This is a genomic window from Aeromonas sp. S41-2 (assembly GCF_027705845.1).
GTDB classification, from domain to species: domain Bacteria; phylum Pseudomonadota; class Gammaproteobacteria; order Enterobacterales; family Aeromonadaceae; genus Aeromonas; species Aeromonas hydrophila.
Window position 1 is genome coordinate 338,827 of sequence record NZ_JAPDCG010000004.1, and the last position, 15,808, is coordinate 354,634.

The 15,808-nt window shown below is 60.3% G+C and carries 11 protein-coding genes and 1 riboswitch; of the genes, 5 read left to right on the plus strand and 6 right to left on the minus strand.

Annotated features, from left to right (window positions below; genetic code table 11):
* Nucleotides 1–184 precede the first annotated feature (184 nt).
* A riboswitch (TPP riboswitch) is annotated at nt 185–298 on the minus strand.
* 105 nt (nt 299–403) lie between these two features.
* Complete coding sequence (aerA, locus tag OKC44_RS12305; protein WP_270813099.1) at nt 404–1,885, minus strand: beta-barrel pore-forming toxin aerolysin; 1,482 nt, start codon at nt 1,883–1,885, stop codon at nt 404–406.
* A gap of 619 nt (nt 1,886–2,504) precedes the next feature.
* Between aerA and OKC44_RS12310 the strand changes: the two genes are divergently transcribed.
* Nucleotides 2,505–4,034: an aryl-sulfate sulfotransferase gene (locus OKC44_RS12310; protein ID WP_270813101.1), complete on the plus strand. Its 1,530-nt coding sequence runs from the start codon at nt 2,505–2,507 to the stop codon at nt 4,032–4,034.
* A 32-nt stretch (nt 4,035–4,066) separates the two neighbouring features.
* Here the strand turns inward: OKC44_RS12310 and OKC44_RS12315 are convergent, their stop codons facing one another.
* Both OKC44_RS12315 and OKC44_RS12320 read right to left on the minus strand, forming a co-directional pair.
* Nucleotides 4,067–4,540, minus strand: a complete 474-nt coding sequence (locus OKC44_RS12315) for a hypothetical protein (RefSeq protein WP_039212930.1) — start codon at nt 4,538–4,540, stop codon at nt 4,067–4,069.
* Nucleotides 4,541–4,625: 85 nt separating this feature from the next.
* Complete coding sequence (locus tag OKC44_RS12320; protein ID WP_010635345.1) at nt 4,626–5,042, minus strand: hypothetical protein; 417 nt, start codon at nt 5,040–5,042, stop codon at nt 4,626–4,628.
* Between the two features lie 90 nt (nt 5,043–5,132).
* On the opposite strand from OKC44_RS12320, the gene OKC44_RS12325 reads away from it, so the two are divergent.
* Nucleotides 5,133–5,801, plus strand: a complete 669-nt coding sequence (locus tag OKC44_RS12325; RefSeq protein ID WP_193758768.1) for a response regulator transcription factor — start codon at nt 5,133–5,135, stop codon at nt 5,799–5,801.
* A gap of 43 nt (nt 5,802–5,844) precedes the next feature.
* Nucleotides 5,845–7,056 (plus strand): sensor histidine kinase, encoded by a 1,212-nt coding sequence (locus OKC44_RS12330; RefSeq protein ID WP_270813104.1) that lies wholly within the window; start codon nt 5,845–5,847, stop codon nt 7,054–7,056.
* A gap of 74 nt (nt 7,057–7,130) precedes the next feature.
* Here the strand turns inward: OKC44_RS12330 and brnQ are convergent, their stop codons facing one another.
* From brnQ to metH, 3 genes are all read right to left on the minus strand, one after another.
* A complete protein-coding gene (gene brnQ / locus OKC44_RS12335) occupies nt 7,131–8,465 on the minus strand; it encodes a branched-chain amino acid transport system II carrier protein (RefSeq protein ID WP_011704408.1) in 1,335 nt (444 codons plus the stop codon).
* A 388-nt stretch (nt 8,466–8,853) separates the two neighbouring features.
* Nucleotides 8,854–9,750: a 30S ribosomal protein S6--L-glutamate ligase gene (rimK, locus tag OKC44_RS12340; RefSeq protein ID WP_016349212.1), complete on the minus strand. Its 897-nt coding sequence runs from the start codon at nt 9,748–9,750 to the stop codon at nt 8,854–8,856.
* 239 nt (nt 9,751–9,989) lie between these two features.
* Complete coding sequence (gene metH / locus OKC44_RS12345; protein ID WP_270813106.1) at nt 9,990–13,673, minus strand: methionine synthase; 3,684 nt, start codon at nt 13,671–13,673, stop codon at nt 9,990–9,992.
* Between the two features lie 203 nt (nt 13,674–13,876).
* On the opposite strand from metH, the gene OKC44_RS12350 reads away from it, so the two are divergent.
* Together OKC44_RS12350 and OKC44_RS12355 are read left to right on the plus strand one after the other, a co-directional pair.
* Nucleotides 13,877–15,154, plus strand: a complete 1,278-nt coding sequence (locus OKC44_RS12350) for a cation:proton antiporter (protein WP_024945658.1) — start codon at nt 13,877–13,879, stop codon at nt 15,152–15,154.
* 471 nt (nt 15,155–15,625) lie between these two features.
* Nucleotides 15,626–15,802: a hypothetical protein gene (locus OKC44_RS12355; protein ID WP_017408838.1), complete on the plus strand. Its 177-nt coding sequence runs from the start codon at nt 15,626–15,628 to the stop codon at nt 15,800–15,802.
* Nucleotides 15,803–15,808: the final 6 nt, after the last annotated feature.

Sequence of the window (15,808 nt, forward strand, 5' to 3'; positions counted from 1 at the left end):
GTGAGTCGGGCATGGATCTTCCCTGCTCTGCCATCCCGGTGTTTCCCTAGTCTGGAAACCCGGCGCCCTATGGACAACCGGACGGGACAGCCTCCCCCTCTGTGCGCCTGAACCATCGCGGGCGGAACCCTTGATGGGTGGGGCTCTGCTCCTGCTGAGCGAGGGTGTGCCCCGGCGCGGTAACCCGCAAGTTACCCTTGTTTCCCTTCGCAGGTCTTAACCTGATCAGGTTCCACGGATCCCGAATTAACGGTCTCAGCTTAGCGTCGTTCGACGGTCAGCACTCCGACAAGATGGCGCCAGTATAAGTGGGGAAATGGAAAGTACAAGCCTTTAACAAGCCTGACCAGTACAAACAACAACCGGGCCAGAGGCCCGGTTCTATTACCGCAACACGCAGTTGTTATTGATTGGCAGCGGGTGTCACGCTGAGGCTGACGTTGCTGAAGCCAAGCCCGGAGAGCTCTTGCGCATCGAGCGGGATCTCCAGCCTCAGGCCCTGGCCTGCGCCGTCCACGCTGCGGGTACGACGCACCTTGCTGTCTGCCGCGAGCGGCACCGGAGCACCGATCTCGATGTTGCCGGCAAACTGGCTCTCGGCACTGAAATCGCCGGTGATCCCCGCCCGCACCGGGCGCAGCACTCTGGCCAGGTTGTTCTGCATGGTAGACAGGCCGTTCTGCTGGATGGTCCAGTTCCAGTCCCACCACTTCACTTCACCCGGGATGTAACGCTTGTCCCACTGGTAGCGAATGCTGCTCGCCTTGTCCTTGTACGGCCCGATGACGAAAGTGTGGTTCCAGTTCGGGCGGTTGTCCGGATGGGTATACCAGGCATTGCCGCCCCAGCGCAGGAAGCCACTCAGGGTCAGGTCATAGCTGACATCGGCCTTGAATTCATAGGGATAGGAGATGTCAGCCTTGTAGAGCTCGATCTTCACCGGGATCTTGGAGCGGGCCGGCACCGTCGGCCGCACAGATTGCGACAGGGAGGTGGTGGTAGAGCCCCCGTTCTGGGAGGCCCAGGACTGGTTGGCCGCAATCTCGATGGAGAGTTCGGTTTCCCCTACCAGTGGCCACTTGAACTTGTTCTTGGTGGTCACCTTCTCGCTCAGGCCATAGGTATTGGTCTTGGACCAGTTGGTGGCGGTATCGTAACGCAGGGTGACATCATAGCCGGATTGCGGGGTGTCGCTGTCGTTGATCGCCCAGCCCACCACCGTCTTGACCAGCTGGCGATCAGACTGGGTCACGTCACCATGTTTGAAGCTGTCAGGGTCCAGGTTGTACGCAAAGTTGCTGACCTTGATGGCCGTCTTCTCGCCACAACGATACCCCTCGCAACCGCCGTCATTGTTGCCACGGATCACCCAGCCATCGCCATCACGGGTCACGTCCATGTCTTCACCGACATATTGGCTGTGATTGCCGCCCACCCAGGCATAACCAAGATAATGCGCCAGATAGCTGGTTGGCTTGATGAAATTCGCGCTGTCGTGTACCAGTCGCCACTGCACGTCCACCTCGTCACCGTCTGGAATATCCAGGGCTGACAAGGTTGGTATTTCTCCGGTGACAGGATTGACTGGGTAACACCAGGTAGTGGACGCCGAACCCGGTTTAATTTCACCGTTATAACCCGGCCCCATTATTACCCAGCCATTGGCCAGACCGCTTATTTGCCACTGCCCCATCATATTGACAATATTGCTTTTAACGCTCTGGGCTTCCTCTCGAGTAATAGGGCGATACTTGTCGCCACAAACTTCCTGGCCCAGTGAGAACAGGCGTAGCTGGTCTGGGTAGACGGGCTCTGCCGCATAGGCCTGTGCCATCAGCAGGCCGGATATGATCAATGACAAGCCAGTGACTTTTAGTTTTTGCATAGCAACCCCAATATATTGAACATTGACATACATTCACCAGCGCTTATATATCGGCAGGTGACATGTGAGTACGACAATATCAGTCACATTGGCTTCAATATGCGATCCAGACCACATTTCAATGCATGTATAATATTAATAAAACAATAAGTTGAGGACTTCCAATATTAACAGAAATGATATCAGAGCATTCACTTTATTATTTTATTCGTCATTTATTCATCCCCATAAATATACGTAAAAATGATATTCCTAAATTAGGAATATCGATACAATGGTATTAGACGGAGTGATCCTTATTCCAGTTCATCCTTCGGACTGGCGATCAGGACCCAGCCACCCGACCTGCTTCCTCACGCCTGAGTTACAGATCGGTGGGATTTGTCGGCAAACTGCTCTTGAGTGCAGATGATACAGAGAGGATCGAGATCTTCTGCGTCACCGGCCCCACCACTCTGGCCTGCCACCAATGTAACGGTTCAGGTTTTCCGGATTGACGCTCTCAGCCCGGTGTCGCTAGACGGCTAGAGATGGCGCCTGCATGTAAGGCCCACTTTCCAACCCAACCATGGATTTTTCACTACAATGGATGCAGTTCATTAACACAAGGATGATGTTTATGATGATGAAGCACGTATTCCTGTTAAGCCTCGTCTGCACCGGACTATATGGTTGCAATGGTAGTGGTGGCAGCAGCAAAACACTGGCGGAACAACTTGATTATGATCCAACGACACAAGTCATCGAAGATGATATTCATGCTTCCGTATTTATCTCCGCCTTGGATCTGACAGGCCTGGATACAAGTAAAATAAAAAACATCTCGTTTAATATAAAAACAAAAGAGGGTAATCATGCCAAGTCGGTCTCCGCAACCTATGACTGGAACTACCTGTCAAACAACAGCCTATATGACACGACAAGTAACAGGATACAAATTCCTGTATTTGGTCTTTATAGCAACTACCTCAATGAACTGACGATAAACATACAATTCACTGATAGCAGTACTTACTCATTTAAGAAGACAATCGCAACGGCAGCCTATGTAGACAGCATAGGAATTTATGACAACGTAGGTATCAGCATCAAGCCGAGTACAACACCGACCTATAGCTACTTTTATCTAAAGGGGTCAAAAAAATCTCCCATCATCATGGATATAGATGGTGAGGTCCGTTGGGATGCTGACATAAAAAGAGCTTCAGGATCATCTATTTTTTTGAACAATATCTTCCTGACTGGCAGTACAAAAAACAAAGCCGTCGATACATTATCCCTCTATGGAAAAATGGATTCATTTACTGTTGATGGAACGGCCATGGGTAGTGATGCCTATTTCCACCATAATATTGATCAAGGAAAAACAGGTGTGTTGATTGAGCTGGATGGCACGACTAGCGGAGCATTGAAAATAGAGTCATATTTAAGTGAAATAGATAGCAAGGGCAAAATAATCAAAGAATGGGATCTGGGGAAAATCTTTTCTGAGTACATGTTGCAAGAGGGAGACGACCCCAGCAACTTTGTCAGAGATGGCGTGGACTGGTTCCACATGAATGCGGCCATCTACAACCCTGCCGATGATACTCTGGTAATCTCCAGCCGGGAGAATTTTGTCGTCAAACTAGACTACACCACCGGCAAGCTGATCTGGTTGCTGGGAGACGAGACCAAACACTGGTACTCCTACCCTTCCCTGCAAAAGATCGCACTGTCACTCTCCTCCGGGCAAACCCCGATAGGGCAGCATGCCGTCTCCATAACCAAAGCAGGAGAGTTGATGTTATTCAATAATGGATTCAGGAGCCTCAACAACCCTACCGGCACCCCAACCGGTATAGATCTAACCACCAGTCAGACGGCCATCTTTGCGATCGACAATCCAAACAAGACGGCTCAGGTAGCTTGGAGTTTTGACGATGGCATCTATTCAGATGTCTGCTCCAGCATTTATGAAGACAAGCTGGCTGCCCAAGGCGATTTTCTCATCAACTATGCGGCAGCTGACAACCGAACCAGGGTTGTCATTCAGGGGATAAACAAGAACAAACAGAAACTGTTCGAGTTTACCTATCCGAGCCCGGCTCCCTGTGCCACCTCCTGGAACGCCATCCAGATCCCCCTCGAAAACATCCACTTCCAATAAATGGCGGAGCAGCGCCCCCGTGGCGCTGCTTTTTATTCATCTTCCGGATTGGCGATCAGGATCTCGGTCAGGCGGCCCTGCTGGTTACGACTGAGCACCAGCTTGCGGCCCGGTTGCAGGTCGGCCGGGCTGCCGTTCAGCCAGCGGGTGTCGTCATCGAAGGCCAGCACGCCGAGCCCCTGCAGCCGCAGGGCGCGGCCCGTAACCGCCAGCAAGGAGGCTTCGGCCCGGCGCCACTGGCTGGTCGGCAAGAATCCGGCGATGGCGTCGGCCATGCCGATCCGCTCGGCGACTCCGTCACGACTGAGGATGGCCAGACGCATGCCGGGTCTGAGCTCATCGTTGCCTGCCACCCCGCTCAGCGCGGCGTTGCCGAGTTCGAGTTCGGCGCCCTGAAACTGCAGGCGCAGGCCATCGTTGTGTTCCAGCTCCACCAGCCAGAGCTCGCCATCGGCGGCCAAGGCGCAGAGCGGCAGTGTCAGCAGCAGGAGGGAAGTGCGTGTCATAGCAAAAGGCCCATGGTCAAACCGTGCGAGGTTTAACTATGGACCCAGCTGTACCATTTTTCCGCCAGCACCACGCTGGCCTGGCTCAGTCATCCTCGCGGCAGCGGCTCAGGCGCATGCCGTCAAACTTGCACTCCAGCTCCAGCCAGCGTCCTTCGAACGGGGCCAGGCTGTCGTCCGAGGTGACATAACCCCAGATCCGCCCCTGCTCCACCGGCCCTTCCAGATCCATCTCGTCATCCTCCTCCAGCTTCTCGACCTCCCGGATCAGCCGTAGCTCACCCTCGACCACCCCTTCCAGGTCGACCCAGGTACCGCCGAGATCGTCCTCTCTCAGCCCGTCCTTGAAGCGGGTCTGTTCGTCGAGCACAAAGGGAATGCCGTTGACCATCAGCTGGCCCAGCTGCCAGGTGGTGCGGCCGGTCAATTTGAACTCCGCCGACTGCGCAGCGCCGAATGGCAGCAAGATCAGCAGCAGGAGAGTGCAGAGAGACTTCTTCATCGGGGATCCTCGGGGTTACACTGCCACACAGGATGCCTTATCCGGTGTGAGATGACCGTGAAATGCCGGTCAAGACCAGGAGATCAAAGCATGAAAATACTGGTGGTGGAAGACAATCCCCAGGTCGCGGAAACCATCATGGATTATCTGGAGCTGGCGGGCCACCGGCTGGACTGCGCCTATCACGGCCAGGCGGCCCTGCAGTTGCTGGCCGAGCAGCGCTTCGACGTCATCATCATGGACGTCATGATGCCGCGTCTCGACGGCCTCAGTACGGTGGCCCGCCTGCGGGAGCAGGGGATCCCGACCCCAGTGCTGTTTCTCACCGCCCGCGACAGCCTGGACGACAAGCTGGCGGGCTTCAAGGCCGGCGGGGACGACTATCTGGTCAAGCCGTTCGCCATGGAGGAACTGGAAGTGCGGCTGCAGGCGCTGGCCCTGCGCGGTCCCCGCAGCGACATGGGGGCGCTGTGCGTGGGCGAGCTGACTCTGGATCCCGCCAGCGGCCGCGCCACCCGGGCCGGGATCGAGCTCAAGCTCGGCAAGATCCCGTTCCAGATCCTCACCCTGCTGGCCCGCCGGGCTCCCGCTCTGGTTACTCGCCAGGAGGTGCTCGACACCGTCTGGGGCGACGAGGAGCCCGACTCCGACGCCCTGCGCAGCCACATCTATGCCCTGCGCAACGCCCTCGACAAGCCCTTCCCCGCTCCCATGCTGGAAACCCTGCACGGCCAGGGCTATCGGCTGGTGACCCCATGATGAGCCGCCAGCGCTGCCTGAACCTGCCTGCCGGGAGGCCGTCATGAGCCTGCCCAGCTTGCGCCGTCGCCTGATCCTCACCCTGAGCGGCGCCGGCCTGCTGCTGCTGGTCATCATCAGCCTGCTGATGGTGGTGGCCGAGGACAAGATGGAGGAGCTGAGCCTGCGCCACTGGCTGGAGGCCGAGGTGACCCGCTACAGCGACGACTGGCTGCGGCTCGGCATGGCGGCCCCCGCCCCCAGCCCGCGCCAGTTCTCCAGCTACTGGACCGAGGCCGGCCGCCTGCCGGTCTGGCTCAAGCCCTACCAGCGCCCGGGCTTCTACGAACACGTGCTGGGGGACGAGGACAAGCACTTCCTGGTGCGGCCCCATCCGTCCGGTAAGGGGCTGCTCTACCTGGTGTTCAACGACGATGCCGACGACTACCTGGATCCTTACGAGGATCAGCTGCACCTGGCGACCCGGCTGATCGGGCTGGCCCTGCTGCTCGGTTGCATCGGCTTCGGCATCTGGCTGGTGCGCCACATCACCCGGCCGCTGCAGCGGCTGCAGCAGCGGGTCGCCCACCTCACCCCGGATCAGGCCGACTTCGTGCCCGACGCCCCCTGGCAGGAGCTCAGAGACATCGAGCTGGCGCTGCTGGCTGGCAAGCAGGAGGTGGCCGCCGTGTTTGCCCGCGAGCAGGAGTTCAGCCGCTTCGCCAGTCACGAGCTGCGCACCCCCAACATGGTGATCCAGGGCTCGGCCGCCCTGCTCGGCAAGGTGAGCGATCTGCCCGCACCCGCCGCCCGTGCCACCACCCGCATTCGCGCCGCCGCCGACGAGATGGCGCTGCTCACCGAAACCTTTCTGCTGCTGGGTCGCAAGGAGCCGGTGGAGCGCCCGCCCCAGCAGGTGGCGCCGCTCATTCGCCAGGAGCTGGGCCGCCTCGCCCCGCTGCTGCAGCGGGAGGAGCTGGATATCCGGTTGCAGCTGGACGATGAGAGCGAGGCGCTGGCCCCCCTCTCCCTGCTCGCCATTGCGCTCGGCAACCTGCTGAAGAATGCCCTCAGCTACGCCGATGGACACATCGACATCGAGCTGGCCGGCCCCGTACTCACCATCAGTAACCCCACCGCCGCCGCGCCGGACCAGATCCTCGGTTACGGCTGCGGCCTCACCATCATCCAGCGCATCTGCGAGAAGCTGGGCTGGCAGATAGAGACCCGGCTGGAGGGCGGCATCTTCAGTGCCAGACTGGCGATGCGGGAGTAAAAACAACAAGGCGCCCGAGGGCGCCTTGTTCATTGTTTCAATCACCAAAACCGGCCAAAAGGCCGGTTTTGCATTCAGGCCGCGCTCTTGCTGACAGACGCCACCTGTGGACGACCCTGCAGGCGATCCCAGAGGGCCGCCAGCAGCAGGGCACACAGCGAGGGCGGCAGCCAGGCCAGCCCCTGCTCATTCAGGGGCAGGGCGAGGCTCCAGGCCGGCAGCAGGCCGGCAAGGGCCGAGGCCTTGAGCCCGTCGATCAGGCCGAACAGCAGGCTGATCAGCATGACAGGCCCCACCACGCGGGTGCCGTTGCCCCACCAGCGCAGGGTGAAGCTCAGCACCACCAGCACGATGCAGGGGGGATAGATGGCGGTCAGCACCGGCACCGAGAGCTGGATCAGGTGGCTCAGCCCCAGGTTCGAAACCAGCATGGAGAAGCCGCCCAGCAGCAGCACCAGAGTGCGGTAGGAGAGCGGCAGGTACTGGGCGAAGAACTCGGCGCAGGCACAGGTCAGGCCGACGGCCGTCACCAGACAGGCGATGAAGATGAGCAGTGCCAGGAAGCCGCTGCCCATGTTGCCGAAGGTGTGCTGGACGTAGGCGTGCAGGATCTCGGCGCCATTCTGGGCATGGGGCACCAGTTCACCGCTCACCGAGCCCAGGCGGAACAGGCTGAGGTAGACCAGCGTCAAGCCCATCCCGGCGATGAGGCCGGCCAGTACGGTGTAACGGGTCAGCAACTTGGCGCTGCTCACCCCGCGCGAGCGGGCCGCATTGACGATGACGATGCCAAACACCATGGCACCCAAGGTGTCCATGGTGAGGTAGCCATTGACGAAACCGTTGGAGAAAGGCTGATGCTGGTAGCTTTCGACGGCAGGGATGGCAGAACCGGCAGGCCACAGCAAAACGGCGAGGCCCAGCGCCGCCAGCGCCAGGATCTTGATCGGCGCCAGCACGTGGCCCACGGTGTCGAGCAGCCGGCCCGGATAGAGAGAGATGCCGATCACCAGGCTGAAGTAGACCAGGCTGTAGATCAGCAGGGCCGAGCCATCGTCGCCAAACAGCGGCGCCAGCCCCACCTCGTAGGAGACGGTCGCCGTACGCGGGGTGGCAAACAGCGGTCCCACGGCCAGATAGCAGACGGTGGCCAGCAGCAGCCCGGCCTTGCGGCCGATGGGCGCACTCAGGGCATCCACACCGCCCCCGACCTTGGCCAGCGCCACCACGGTGAGCACCGGCAGGCCGACTGCCGTCAGCAGGAAGCCGGCGGCGGCGCCCCACACCTGTTCACCGGCCTGCAACCCCACCATGGGCGGGAAGATGATGTTGCCGGCACCGACGAAGAGCGCGAAGGTCATGAAACCCAACGCGACTATGTCTCTGGATGTTAATTTTTGGTTATTCATGCTGCGTAATCTGCCTATGACAATGTCAAATCATGACGGAAGTCGGCACGAATGGTTTATTCGTGCAAAAAATCCGCAGATAGTTTTATTAAATTTTTATGTTTCGCGACCTGCGAAGGGCGACAAGTAGAGCGTTTGTGCCAACTGGAGGCAAGTGCGGCACGGCAATCCAGTCACTTCATCCAGAAAATAATTAAGCAATGGTGTTTGATATTGGTGTGGTGCAATTTTGCAACAGATGATAACGCCGCAACCAGCGTCATTTGTTACCTGTCTTGCCGTTCGCGGCACCCGCAGGTTCAAGCCACCCTCCCAGCCGAGCGATGAGCACAAAAACAACAGGGCGCCCGAAGGCGCCCTGTGTGATGGAGTGGCGGCAAGCCCGGCGTCACTCCGCCGGCTTGTGCTTGCGACTCGCCTTGAGCTCGAGAAACTCGATGATCTTGCCGGCCACGTCCTTGCCGGAGGCCGCTTCCACCCCTTGCAGACCGGGGGAGGAGTTCACCTCCAGCACCAGCGGGCCGCGGGCACTGCGCAGGATATCCACCCCGGCCACGTCCAGCCCCATGATCTTGGCGGCCTGTACCGCGGTGGCCCGCTCTTCCGGGCTTATCTTGATCGCCTCGGCGGTGCCGCCCCGATGCAGGTTGGAGCGAAACTCCCCCGGCTGGGCCTGGCGGCGCATGGCGGCCACCACCTTGCCGTTGACCACCAGACAGCGGATATCGGCGCCGTTGGCCTCGCGGATGTACTCCTGCACCAGGATGTTGTTGTTGGTCTGGATGAAGGCCTCGATCACGCTCTCGGCCGCTTTCTGGGTCTCGCACAGCACCACGCCGATCCCCTGGGTTCCCTCCAGCAGCTTCACCACCAGCGGCGCGCCGCCCACCATGGTGATGAGGTCGGGCACGTCGTGGGTGCTGTGGGCATAGCCGGTCACCGGCAGGCCGATGCCGTGGCGGGAGAGCAGCTGCATGGCCCGTAACTTGTCGCGGGAGCGGGAGATGGCCACCGAGCTGTTGAGCGCCATGGTATTCATCATCTCGAACTGGCGCAGCACGGCGGTGCCGTAGAAGGTGATGCTGGCCCCGATGCGCGGGATCACCGCATCATAGCTCTCCAGTTCCCGTCCTTCGTAGTGGATGGAGGGGTTGTGGGAGGCGATGTTCATGTAACAGCGCAGGGTGTCGAGCACCTCGACCTGATGACCGCGTGCCTGCGCCACCTCGACCAGACGGCGGGTGGAGTAGTTGTTGGGCTCACGGGATAAAATGGCGATCTTCATGACAATTCCGCTAGAAGGCAGTGCCTGGGCAGGATGGGGCGGGAGAGTATAAGGTGCCACAGCGCCAAGACAACGCCAATTGTTTCTCCTGACAACAAGACAAACCACACAGAAACCTGCGCTGTCATCCCACCGTCACCAGATTGTCAAACGGCGGCACCAGACTGGTCTGTCCCCCAGTACAGGATGCCGCCGTTGTTCATCTAGGATCAATCGGGATTGACCCGGTTGCCACCCCTTTAATGCAGGTTCGGCCCCAGCCAGCGCTCGGCTTCTGCCAGCGTCATCCCCTTGCGCTGGGCATAATCTTCCACCTGATCCTGCTGGATCTGCGCCACCGCGAAGTACTTGCTGTCGGGGTGGGAGAAGTACCAGCCCGACACCGCCGCCCCCGGCCACATGGCGTAGGATTCGGTGAGCTTCATGCCGATGGCCTGCTCCACCCCCAATAGTTCCCAGATGCTGCCCTTCTCGGTGTGCTCCGGGCAGGCCGGGTAGCCCGGCGCCGGGCGGATGCCACGATAGTTCTCGCGGATCAGCTCCTCGTTGCTGAGCGCTTCGTTGGGGGCATAGCCCCAGTGCACTTTGCGCACCTGCTCGTGCAGGTACTCGGCGAAGGCCTCGGCCAGGCGATCGCACACCGCCTGAATGAGGATGGCGTTGTAGTCGTCGTGCTCTGCCTTGTAGGCCTTGGCGATGGCCTCCTCGCCGATGCCGCCGGTCACCGCGAAGGCACCGACCCAGTCGGGCTTGCCGCTCTCCTTCGGCGCCACATAGTCTGCCAGACAGTAGTTGGGGAAGCCCTGCTTCTCGCTCTGCTGACGCAGATGGTGCAGCACCTTGCGCACCTCGCTGCGCGACTCGTCGGTATAGACCTCGATGCTGTCGCCCACGGCGTTGGCGGGGAACAGGCCGATGATGCCGGCACAGCGCACGCTCCGATCTTTTTCCAGCTGATCCAGCATGGCATTGGCGTCGGCGTAGAGGCGCGTGGCCTCCTCCCCCACCACCTCATCTTCCAGGATGCGGGGGAACTTGCCCGCCAGCTCCCAGCTCAGGAAGAACGGCGTCCAGTCGATGTAGGGGCGCAGCACCGAGACCGGCACATCCTCGAAGGTCTGCACGCCGAGTTCCCGGGGCTTGGGTGGCTGATAGCCAACCCAGTCCAGCTGATGACGGTTGGCACGGGCGTGGGCCAGACTGACCGGCTTGGAACGCGGTTGCTTGCGGGCGTGCTGCTCGCGGGCAATCTCGTACTCCTTGTCGATGCGGGCCACGAAGGCGGGCTTGAGCTCCGGGCTCAGCAGACTCTGGGCCACCCCCACCGCGCGCGACGCATTGGAGACATAAACCACCGGCTCGGAGTAGTTCTGCTCGATCTTCACCGCGGTGTGGGCCTTGGAGGTGGTGGCGCCACCGATGAGCAGCGGCAGCTTGAAGCCCTGGCGCTCCATCTCTTTCGCCACGTGTACCATCTCGTCCAGCGACGGGGTGATCAGGCCCGACAACCCGATGATGTCGGCATTGACCTCCCGCGCCGTCTTGAGGATCGTCTCGCAGGAGACCATGACCCCGAGATCGACGATCTCGTAGTTGTTGCACTGCAGCACCACCCCGACGATGTTCTTGCCGATGTCGTGCACGTCCCCCTTCACGGTAGCCATCACGATTTTGCCGTTGCTGGCACCGCCGGACTTCTCCGCCTCGATATAGGGCTGCAGGTAGGCGACCGCCCGCTTCATCACCCGTGCCGACTTGACCACCTGGGGCAGGAACATCTTGCCGGCGCCGAACAGATCGCCCACCACGTTCATGCCGTCCATCAGCGGCCCCTCGATCACGTGCAGCGGCTTCTCGGCCTGGCTGCGCGCTTCCTCGGTATCCTCCTCGATGAAATCGGTGATCCCCTTGACCAGCGCATGCTCCAGCCGCTTGCCCACCGGCCAGCTGCGCCACGCCTGATCCCGTGGATCCTCGGCCTGGGCACCGCCACCGCGATAGCGCTCGGCGATGGCCAACAGCGCCTCGGTGGCGTCCGGATTGAGGTTCAGCACCACCGCCTCGACCTTCTCTTTCAGCTCGGCGGGGATGTCTTCGTAGATGGCGAGCTGACCGGCGTTGACGATCCCCATGTCCATGCCGTTCTGGATGGCGTGATAGAGGAACACCGCGTGGATCGCCTCGCGCACCGGCTCGTTGCCGCGAAACGAAAACGAAACGTTGGAGACGCCGCCGGAGATCATGGCGTGGGGCAGGTTCTGCTTGATGTCCTTCACCGCCTCGATGAAGTCCACCGCGTAGTTGTTGTGCTCGTCGATGCCAGTCGCCACCGCGAAGATGTTGGGGTCGAAGATGATGTCTTCCGGCGGGAAGCCCACCCGATCCACCAGAATGCGGTAGGCGCGCTGGCAGATCTCGAACTTGCGGGCACGGGTATCGGCCTGGCCCACCTCGTCGAACGCCATCACGATGACGGCAGCACCGTAGCGGCGCAGCAATCTGGCCTGCTGGATGAACTTCTCCTCCCCCTCCTTCATGGAGATGGAGTTGACCACCGGCTTGCCCTGCACGCACTTGAGGCCGGCCTCCAGCACCTCCCACTTGGAGGAGTCGATCATCACCGGCACCCGGGCGATGTCCGGCTCGCCGGCAATCAGGTTCAAGAAGCGCACCATGGCCGCCTCGGCGTCCAGCATCCCCTCGTCCATGTTGATGTCGATGATCTGGGCGCCGCTCTCCACCTGCTGCTTGGCGACGTCGAGGGCCTCGTCGTAGAGCCCCTCCTTGATCAGCCGCTTGAACTTGGCCGAGCCGGTGACGTTGGTGCGCTCCCCCACGTTCACGAACATGGATTCGGGGGTGATGATGAGGGGCTCGAGGCCCGACAGGCGGCAGGCTACCGGCAGCTCGGGCAGGGCGCGCGGCTTGATGCCCGCCACGGCGTCCGCCATGGCGCGAATATGGGTCGGGGTGGTGCCGCAGCAGCCGCCCACCAGGTTGAGAAAGCCGCTCTGGGCCCACTCGCGGATATGCTCGGCCATCTCGACGGCATCGAGGTCGTACTCGCCGAACGCATTGGGCAGCCCGGCATTGGGGTGGGCGCTGACATGGGTCTCGCTGATGCGCGACAGCTCCTCCACGTACTGGCGCAGCTCATCCGGCCCGAGCGCGCAGTTGAGACCGAACGAAACGGGTTTGACGTGGCGCAGCGAGTGATAGAAGGCTTCGGTGGTCTGGCCGGAAAGGGTACGGCCGGAGGCATCCGTGATGGTGCCGGAGATCATCACTGGCAGGCTGTAGCCCAGCGCCTCGAACACCCCTTCCACCGCGAAGGCGGCGGCCTTGGCGTTGAGGGTATCGAAGATGGTCTCGATCAGAATGATGTCGGCACCGCCCTCGATCAGGGCGTGGGTCGATTCGGTGTAGGCGGCCACCAGCTGGTCATAGGTGACGTTGCGCTTGCCGGGATCGTTCACGTCCGGCGAGATGGAGGCGGTGCGGTTGGTCGGGCCCAAGACCCCGGCCACGAAGCGCGGCTTGTGGGGCTCTTTCGCCGTCCACTCGTCTGCCACCGCGCGCGCCAGCCGGGCAGCCTCGCGGTTGATCTCGGCCGAGAACGCTTCCATCTCGTAGTCGGCCATAGCGATGCGGGTGGCGTTGAAGGTGTTGGTCTCGAGGATGTCGGCGCCGGCGGCGCAGTACTGCTCGTGGATCTCGCGAATCACGGCGGGACGGGTCAGCACCAGCAGGTCATTGTTGCCCTTGATGTCGGTGTGCCAGTCGGCGAAGCGCGCGCCGCGATAATCGGCCTCACCGAGCTTGTAGCCCTGGATCATGGTGCCCATGGCGCCATCGATGATCAGGATCCGCTCCTTGAGACAGGCTTCCAGTTTGTTTGTCACATCCGACTTTTTGTTCGACACCGCTCGTTCCTCTTACATCCATGCAACTGCGTAAACAGCATCCTAACAGCAAACAAATCAAATGGAAATCTAGCCGTCTATCTGTCTATATCAGCGACCTATATACTCATAAATAGGTAATGAGTAACATGTGACCCAAGAGTACCCTATGCCCGTCCTCAATCCGGACACGTGCTTGCTGTTTACTAAAGAGAAAAATAACTATGAGCGTCTACTACACACTCTGCTTCCTGGCAGCGTTGGCGATCTTTATCGCCTTTGCCAATCAGTATGTTGTGAAGATCCAGACCACCATCGCCATCACCGCGGGCTCCATGCTGATCTCCGCGCTGCTGGTGCTGTTCGGTAAGCTGGGCTGGTTCAATCTGGAACCCCTGGCCGTCAAGACCATGGAGAGCATCGACTTCCAGAATTTCCTGCTGAAGGGGATCCTGGGCTTCCTGCTGTTCGCCGGCGGTCTCGGGATCAATCTGAAAGCCCTGCGCAGCCAGAAGTGGGAGATCACCATTCTCTCCATCGTGGCGACCCTGCTCTCCACCTTCATGGTCGGCTACGGCTTCTGGTTCATCGCCAAGCTGCTGGGCTGGGAGCTGCCGCTGGTCTATTGCATGCTGTTCGGTGCCCTGATCTCCCCCACCGACCCCATCGCCGTACTGGCCATCGTCAAGAAGATGAAGGCGCCGCCCCAGATCGCCATCCAGATCGAAGGGGAGTCGCTGTTCAACGACGGTGTCGGTCTGGTGATCTTCGCCACCGTGTTCGCCGTGGCGTTCGGCGGCGTCGAGCCCACCTTCGGCAGCGTGGCCGGCCTGTTCCTGCATGAGGCCCTCGGCGGCATCCTGTTCGGCGCCGTGCTGGGCCTCATCGCCCACGTGATGATCAGCGCCACCGACGATGGTTCGCTGGAGCTGCTGTTGACCCTCTGCATCCCCACCGCCGGCTTCGCCTTCGCCAACATGATCGGCGTCTCCGGCGCCCTGGCCATGGTGGTGACCGGCATCATGATCGGCAACTGGACCCGTCACTCCGGCTTCTCCGAGCAGAGCAGCCATCACCTGGATCACTTCTGGGAGTTGATGGACCAGTTCCTCAACGCCCTGCTGTTCCTGCTGATCGGTCTGGCGCTGGTGCTGCTGGATCTGGCCTGGCGTGACTGGATCCTGCTGGTCATCGCGGTACCGCTCTGCCTCGCCTCCCGCTTCATCAGCGTGTCGCTGCCCTACATGGCTTTCCGCCGCTATCGCAGCTACAACAAGTTCTCGGTGCGGATCCTCACCTGGGGAGGCCTGCGCGGCGGTCTGGCCATGGCCATGGCGCTGGCGCTCCCCTCCGGCGTCATGATGCTGCCGGAACACGGCGTCGACCTGCGGGAAGTGATCCTGGTGATGACCTACTCGGTGGTGATGTTCTCCATCGTGGTACAAGGCATGACCATCACTCCGATGATCACCGCCGCCAAGAAGGCCAGCGGCCACTATTGAGTCACCGGCTGACGTCACCTGGTGACGAAAAAGGGCTCCCTCGGGAGCCCCTTTTGTGGCCGACAGACGACCCTCAAGGAAAAACTGCAAATAATTGTTTGCTTTTTACTCATGTCGAGGAGAGAATGCGCGCCGGCTAGTTAATCAGCCCTGATTATGTTTACCCTGAAATGCTTCACCTCACGATGAATCCTGCCAGTACCCGCATAACCTTCTTCTGATTTACTCGCCTTGAGAACCGTTCAGGCTGTCTGCCTGCGTTGCCCGGCTCTCACGGTGCAGACCCGATCTGCCCACTCCCAAGTAGCATCATGCATCCGCGTGGTCCTTGGCGCATTCCTTGAAAGTGCAGACGCCCCTGAACCGGGCTGGGTATTCCTGCGCGCTCGTCCGCAATCGTGCTGACCGCGCCCATTGACCTGACATTTGCCAATACAAGGAGCAAACACCTAATTGATATAGAGAAATACCATGATGAAAGCAGTACAAACACACAAACCCCTGCGTCGCAGCAAACCCATCAACCTGCCCGTGCAAGAGCACGATGACGACGGGTTCCTGATCCAGTTCAGCACCCGCTTCAGCGGCGGTTTTGCCATCTCCTGTGACGGCATCGCTGGCGAGTTTTCCATCGAAGACCTCAACTGATCCTGC

What these genes read in the sequence shown, in the direction of transcription:
- OKC44_RS12350 (WP_024945658.1), top strand. Translation starts at nt 13,877, where the DNA reads ATGAGCGTCTACTACACACTCTGCTTCCTGGCAGCGTTGGCGATCTTT.
- OKC44_RS12330 (WP_270813104.1), top strand. Translation starts at nt 5,845, where the DNA reads ATGAGCCTGCCCAGCTTGCGCCGTCGCCTGATCCTCACCCTGAGCGGC.
- brnQ (WP_011704408.1), bottom strand. Translation starts at nt 8,465, where the DNA reads ATGAATAACCAAAAATTAACATCCAGAGACATAGTCGCGTTGGGTTTC.
- OKC44_RS12320 (WP_010635345.1), bottom strand. Translation starts at nt 5,042, where the DNA reads ATGAAGAAGTCTCTCTGCACTCTCCTGCTGCTGATCTTGCTGCCATTC.
- rimK (WP_016349212.1), bottom strand. Translation starts at nt 9,750, where the DNA reads ATGAAGATCGCCATTTTATCCCGTGAGCCCAACAACTACTCCACCCGC.
- OKC44_RS12355 (WP_017408838.1), top strand. Translation starts at nt 15,626, where the DNA reads ATGATGAAAGCAGTACAAACACACAAACCCCTGCGTCGCAGCAAACCC.
- OKC44_RS12310 (WP_270813101.1), top strand. Translation starts at nt 2,505, where the DNA reads ATGATGATGAAGCACGTATTCCTGTTAAGCCTCGTCTGCACCGGACTA.
- OKC44_RS12315 (WP_039212930.1), bottom strand. Translation starts at nt 4,540, where the DNA reads ATGACACGCACTTCCCTCCTGCTGCTGACACTGCCGCTCTGCGCCTTG.
- aerA (WP_270813099.1), bottom strand. Translation starts at nt 1,885, where the DNA reads ATGCAAAAACTAAAAGTCACTGGCTTGTCATTGATCATATCCGGCCTG.
- OKC44_RS12325 (WP_193758768.1), top strand. Translation starts at nt 5,133, where the DNA reads ATGAAAATACTGGTGGTGGAAGACAATCCCCAGGTCGCGGAAACCATC.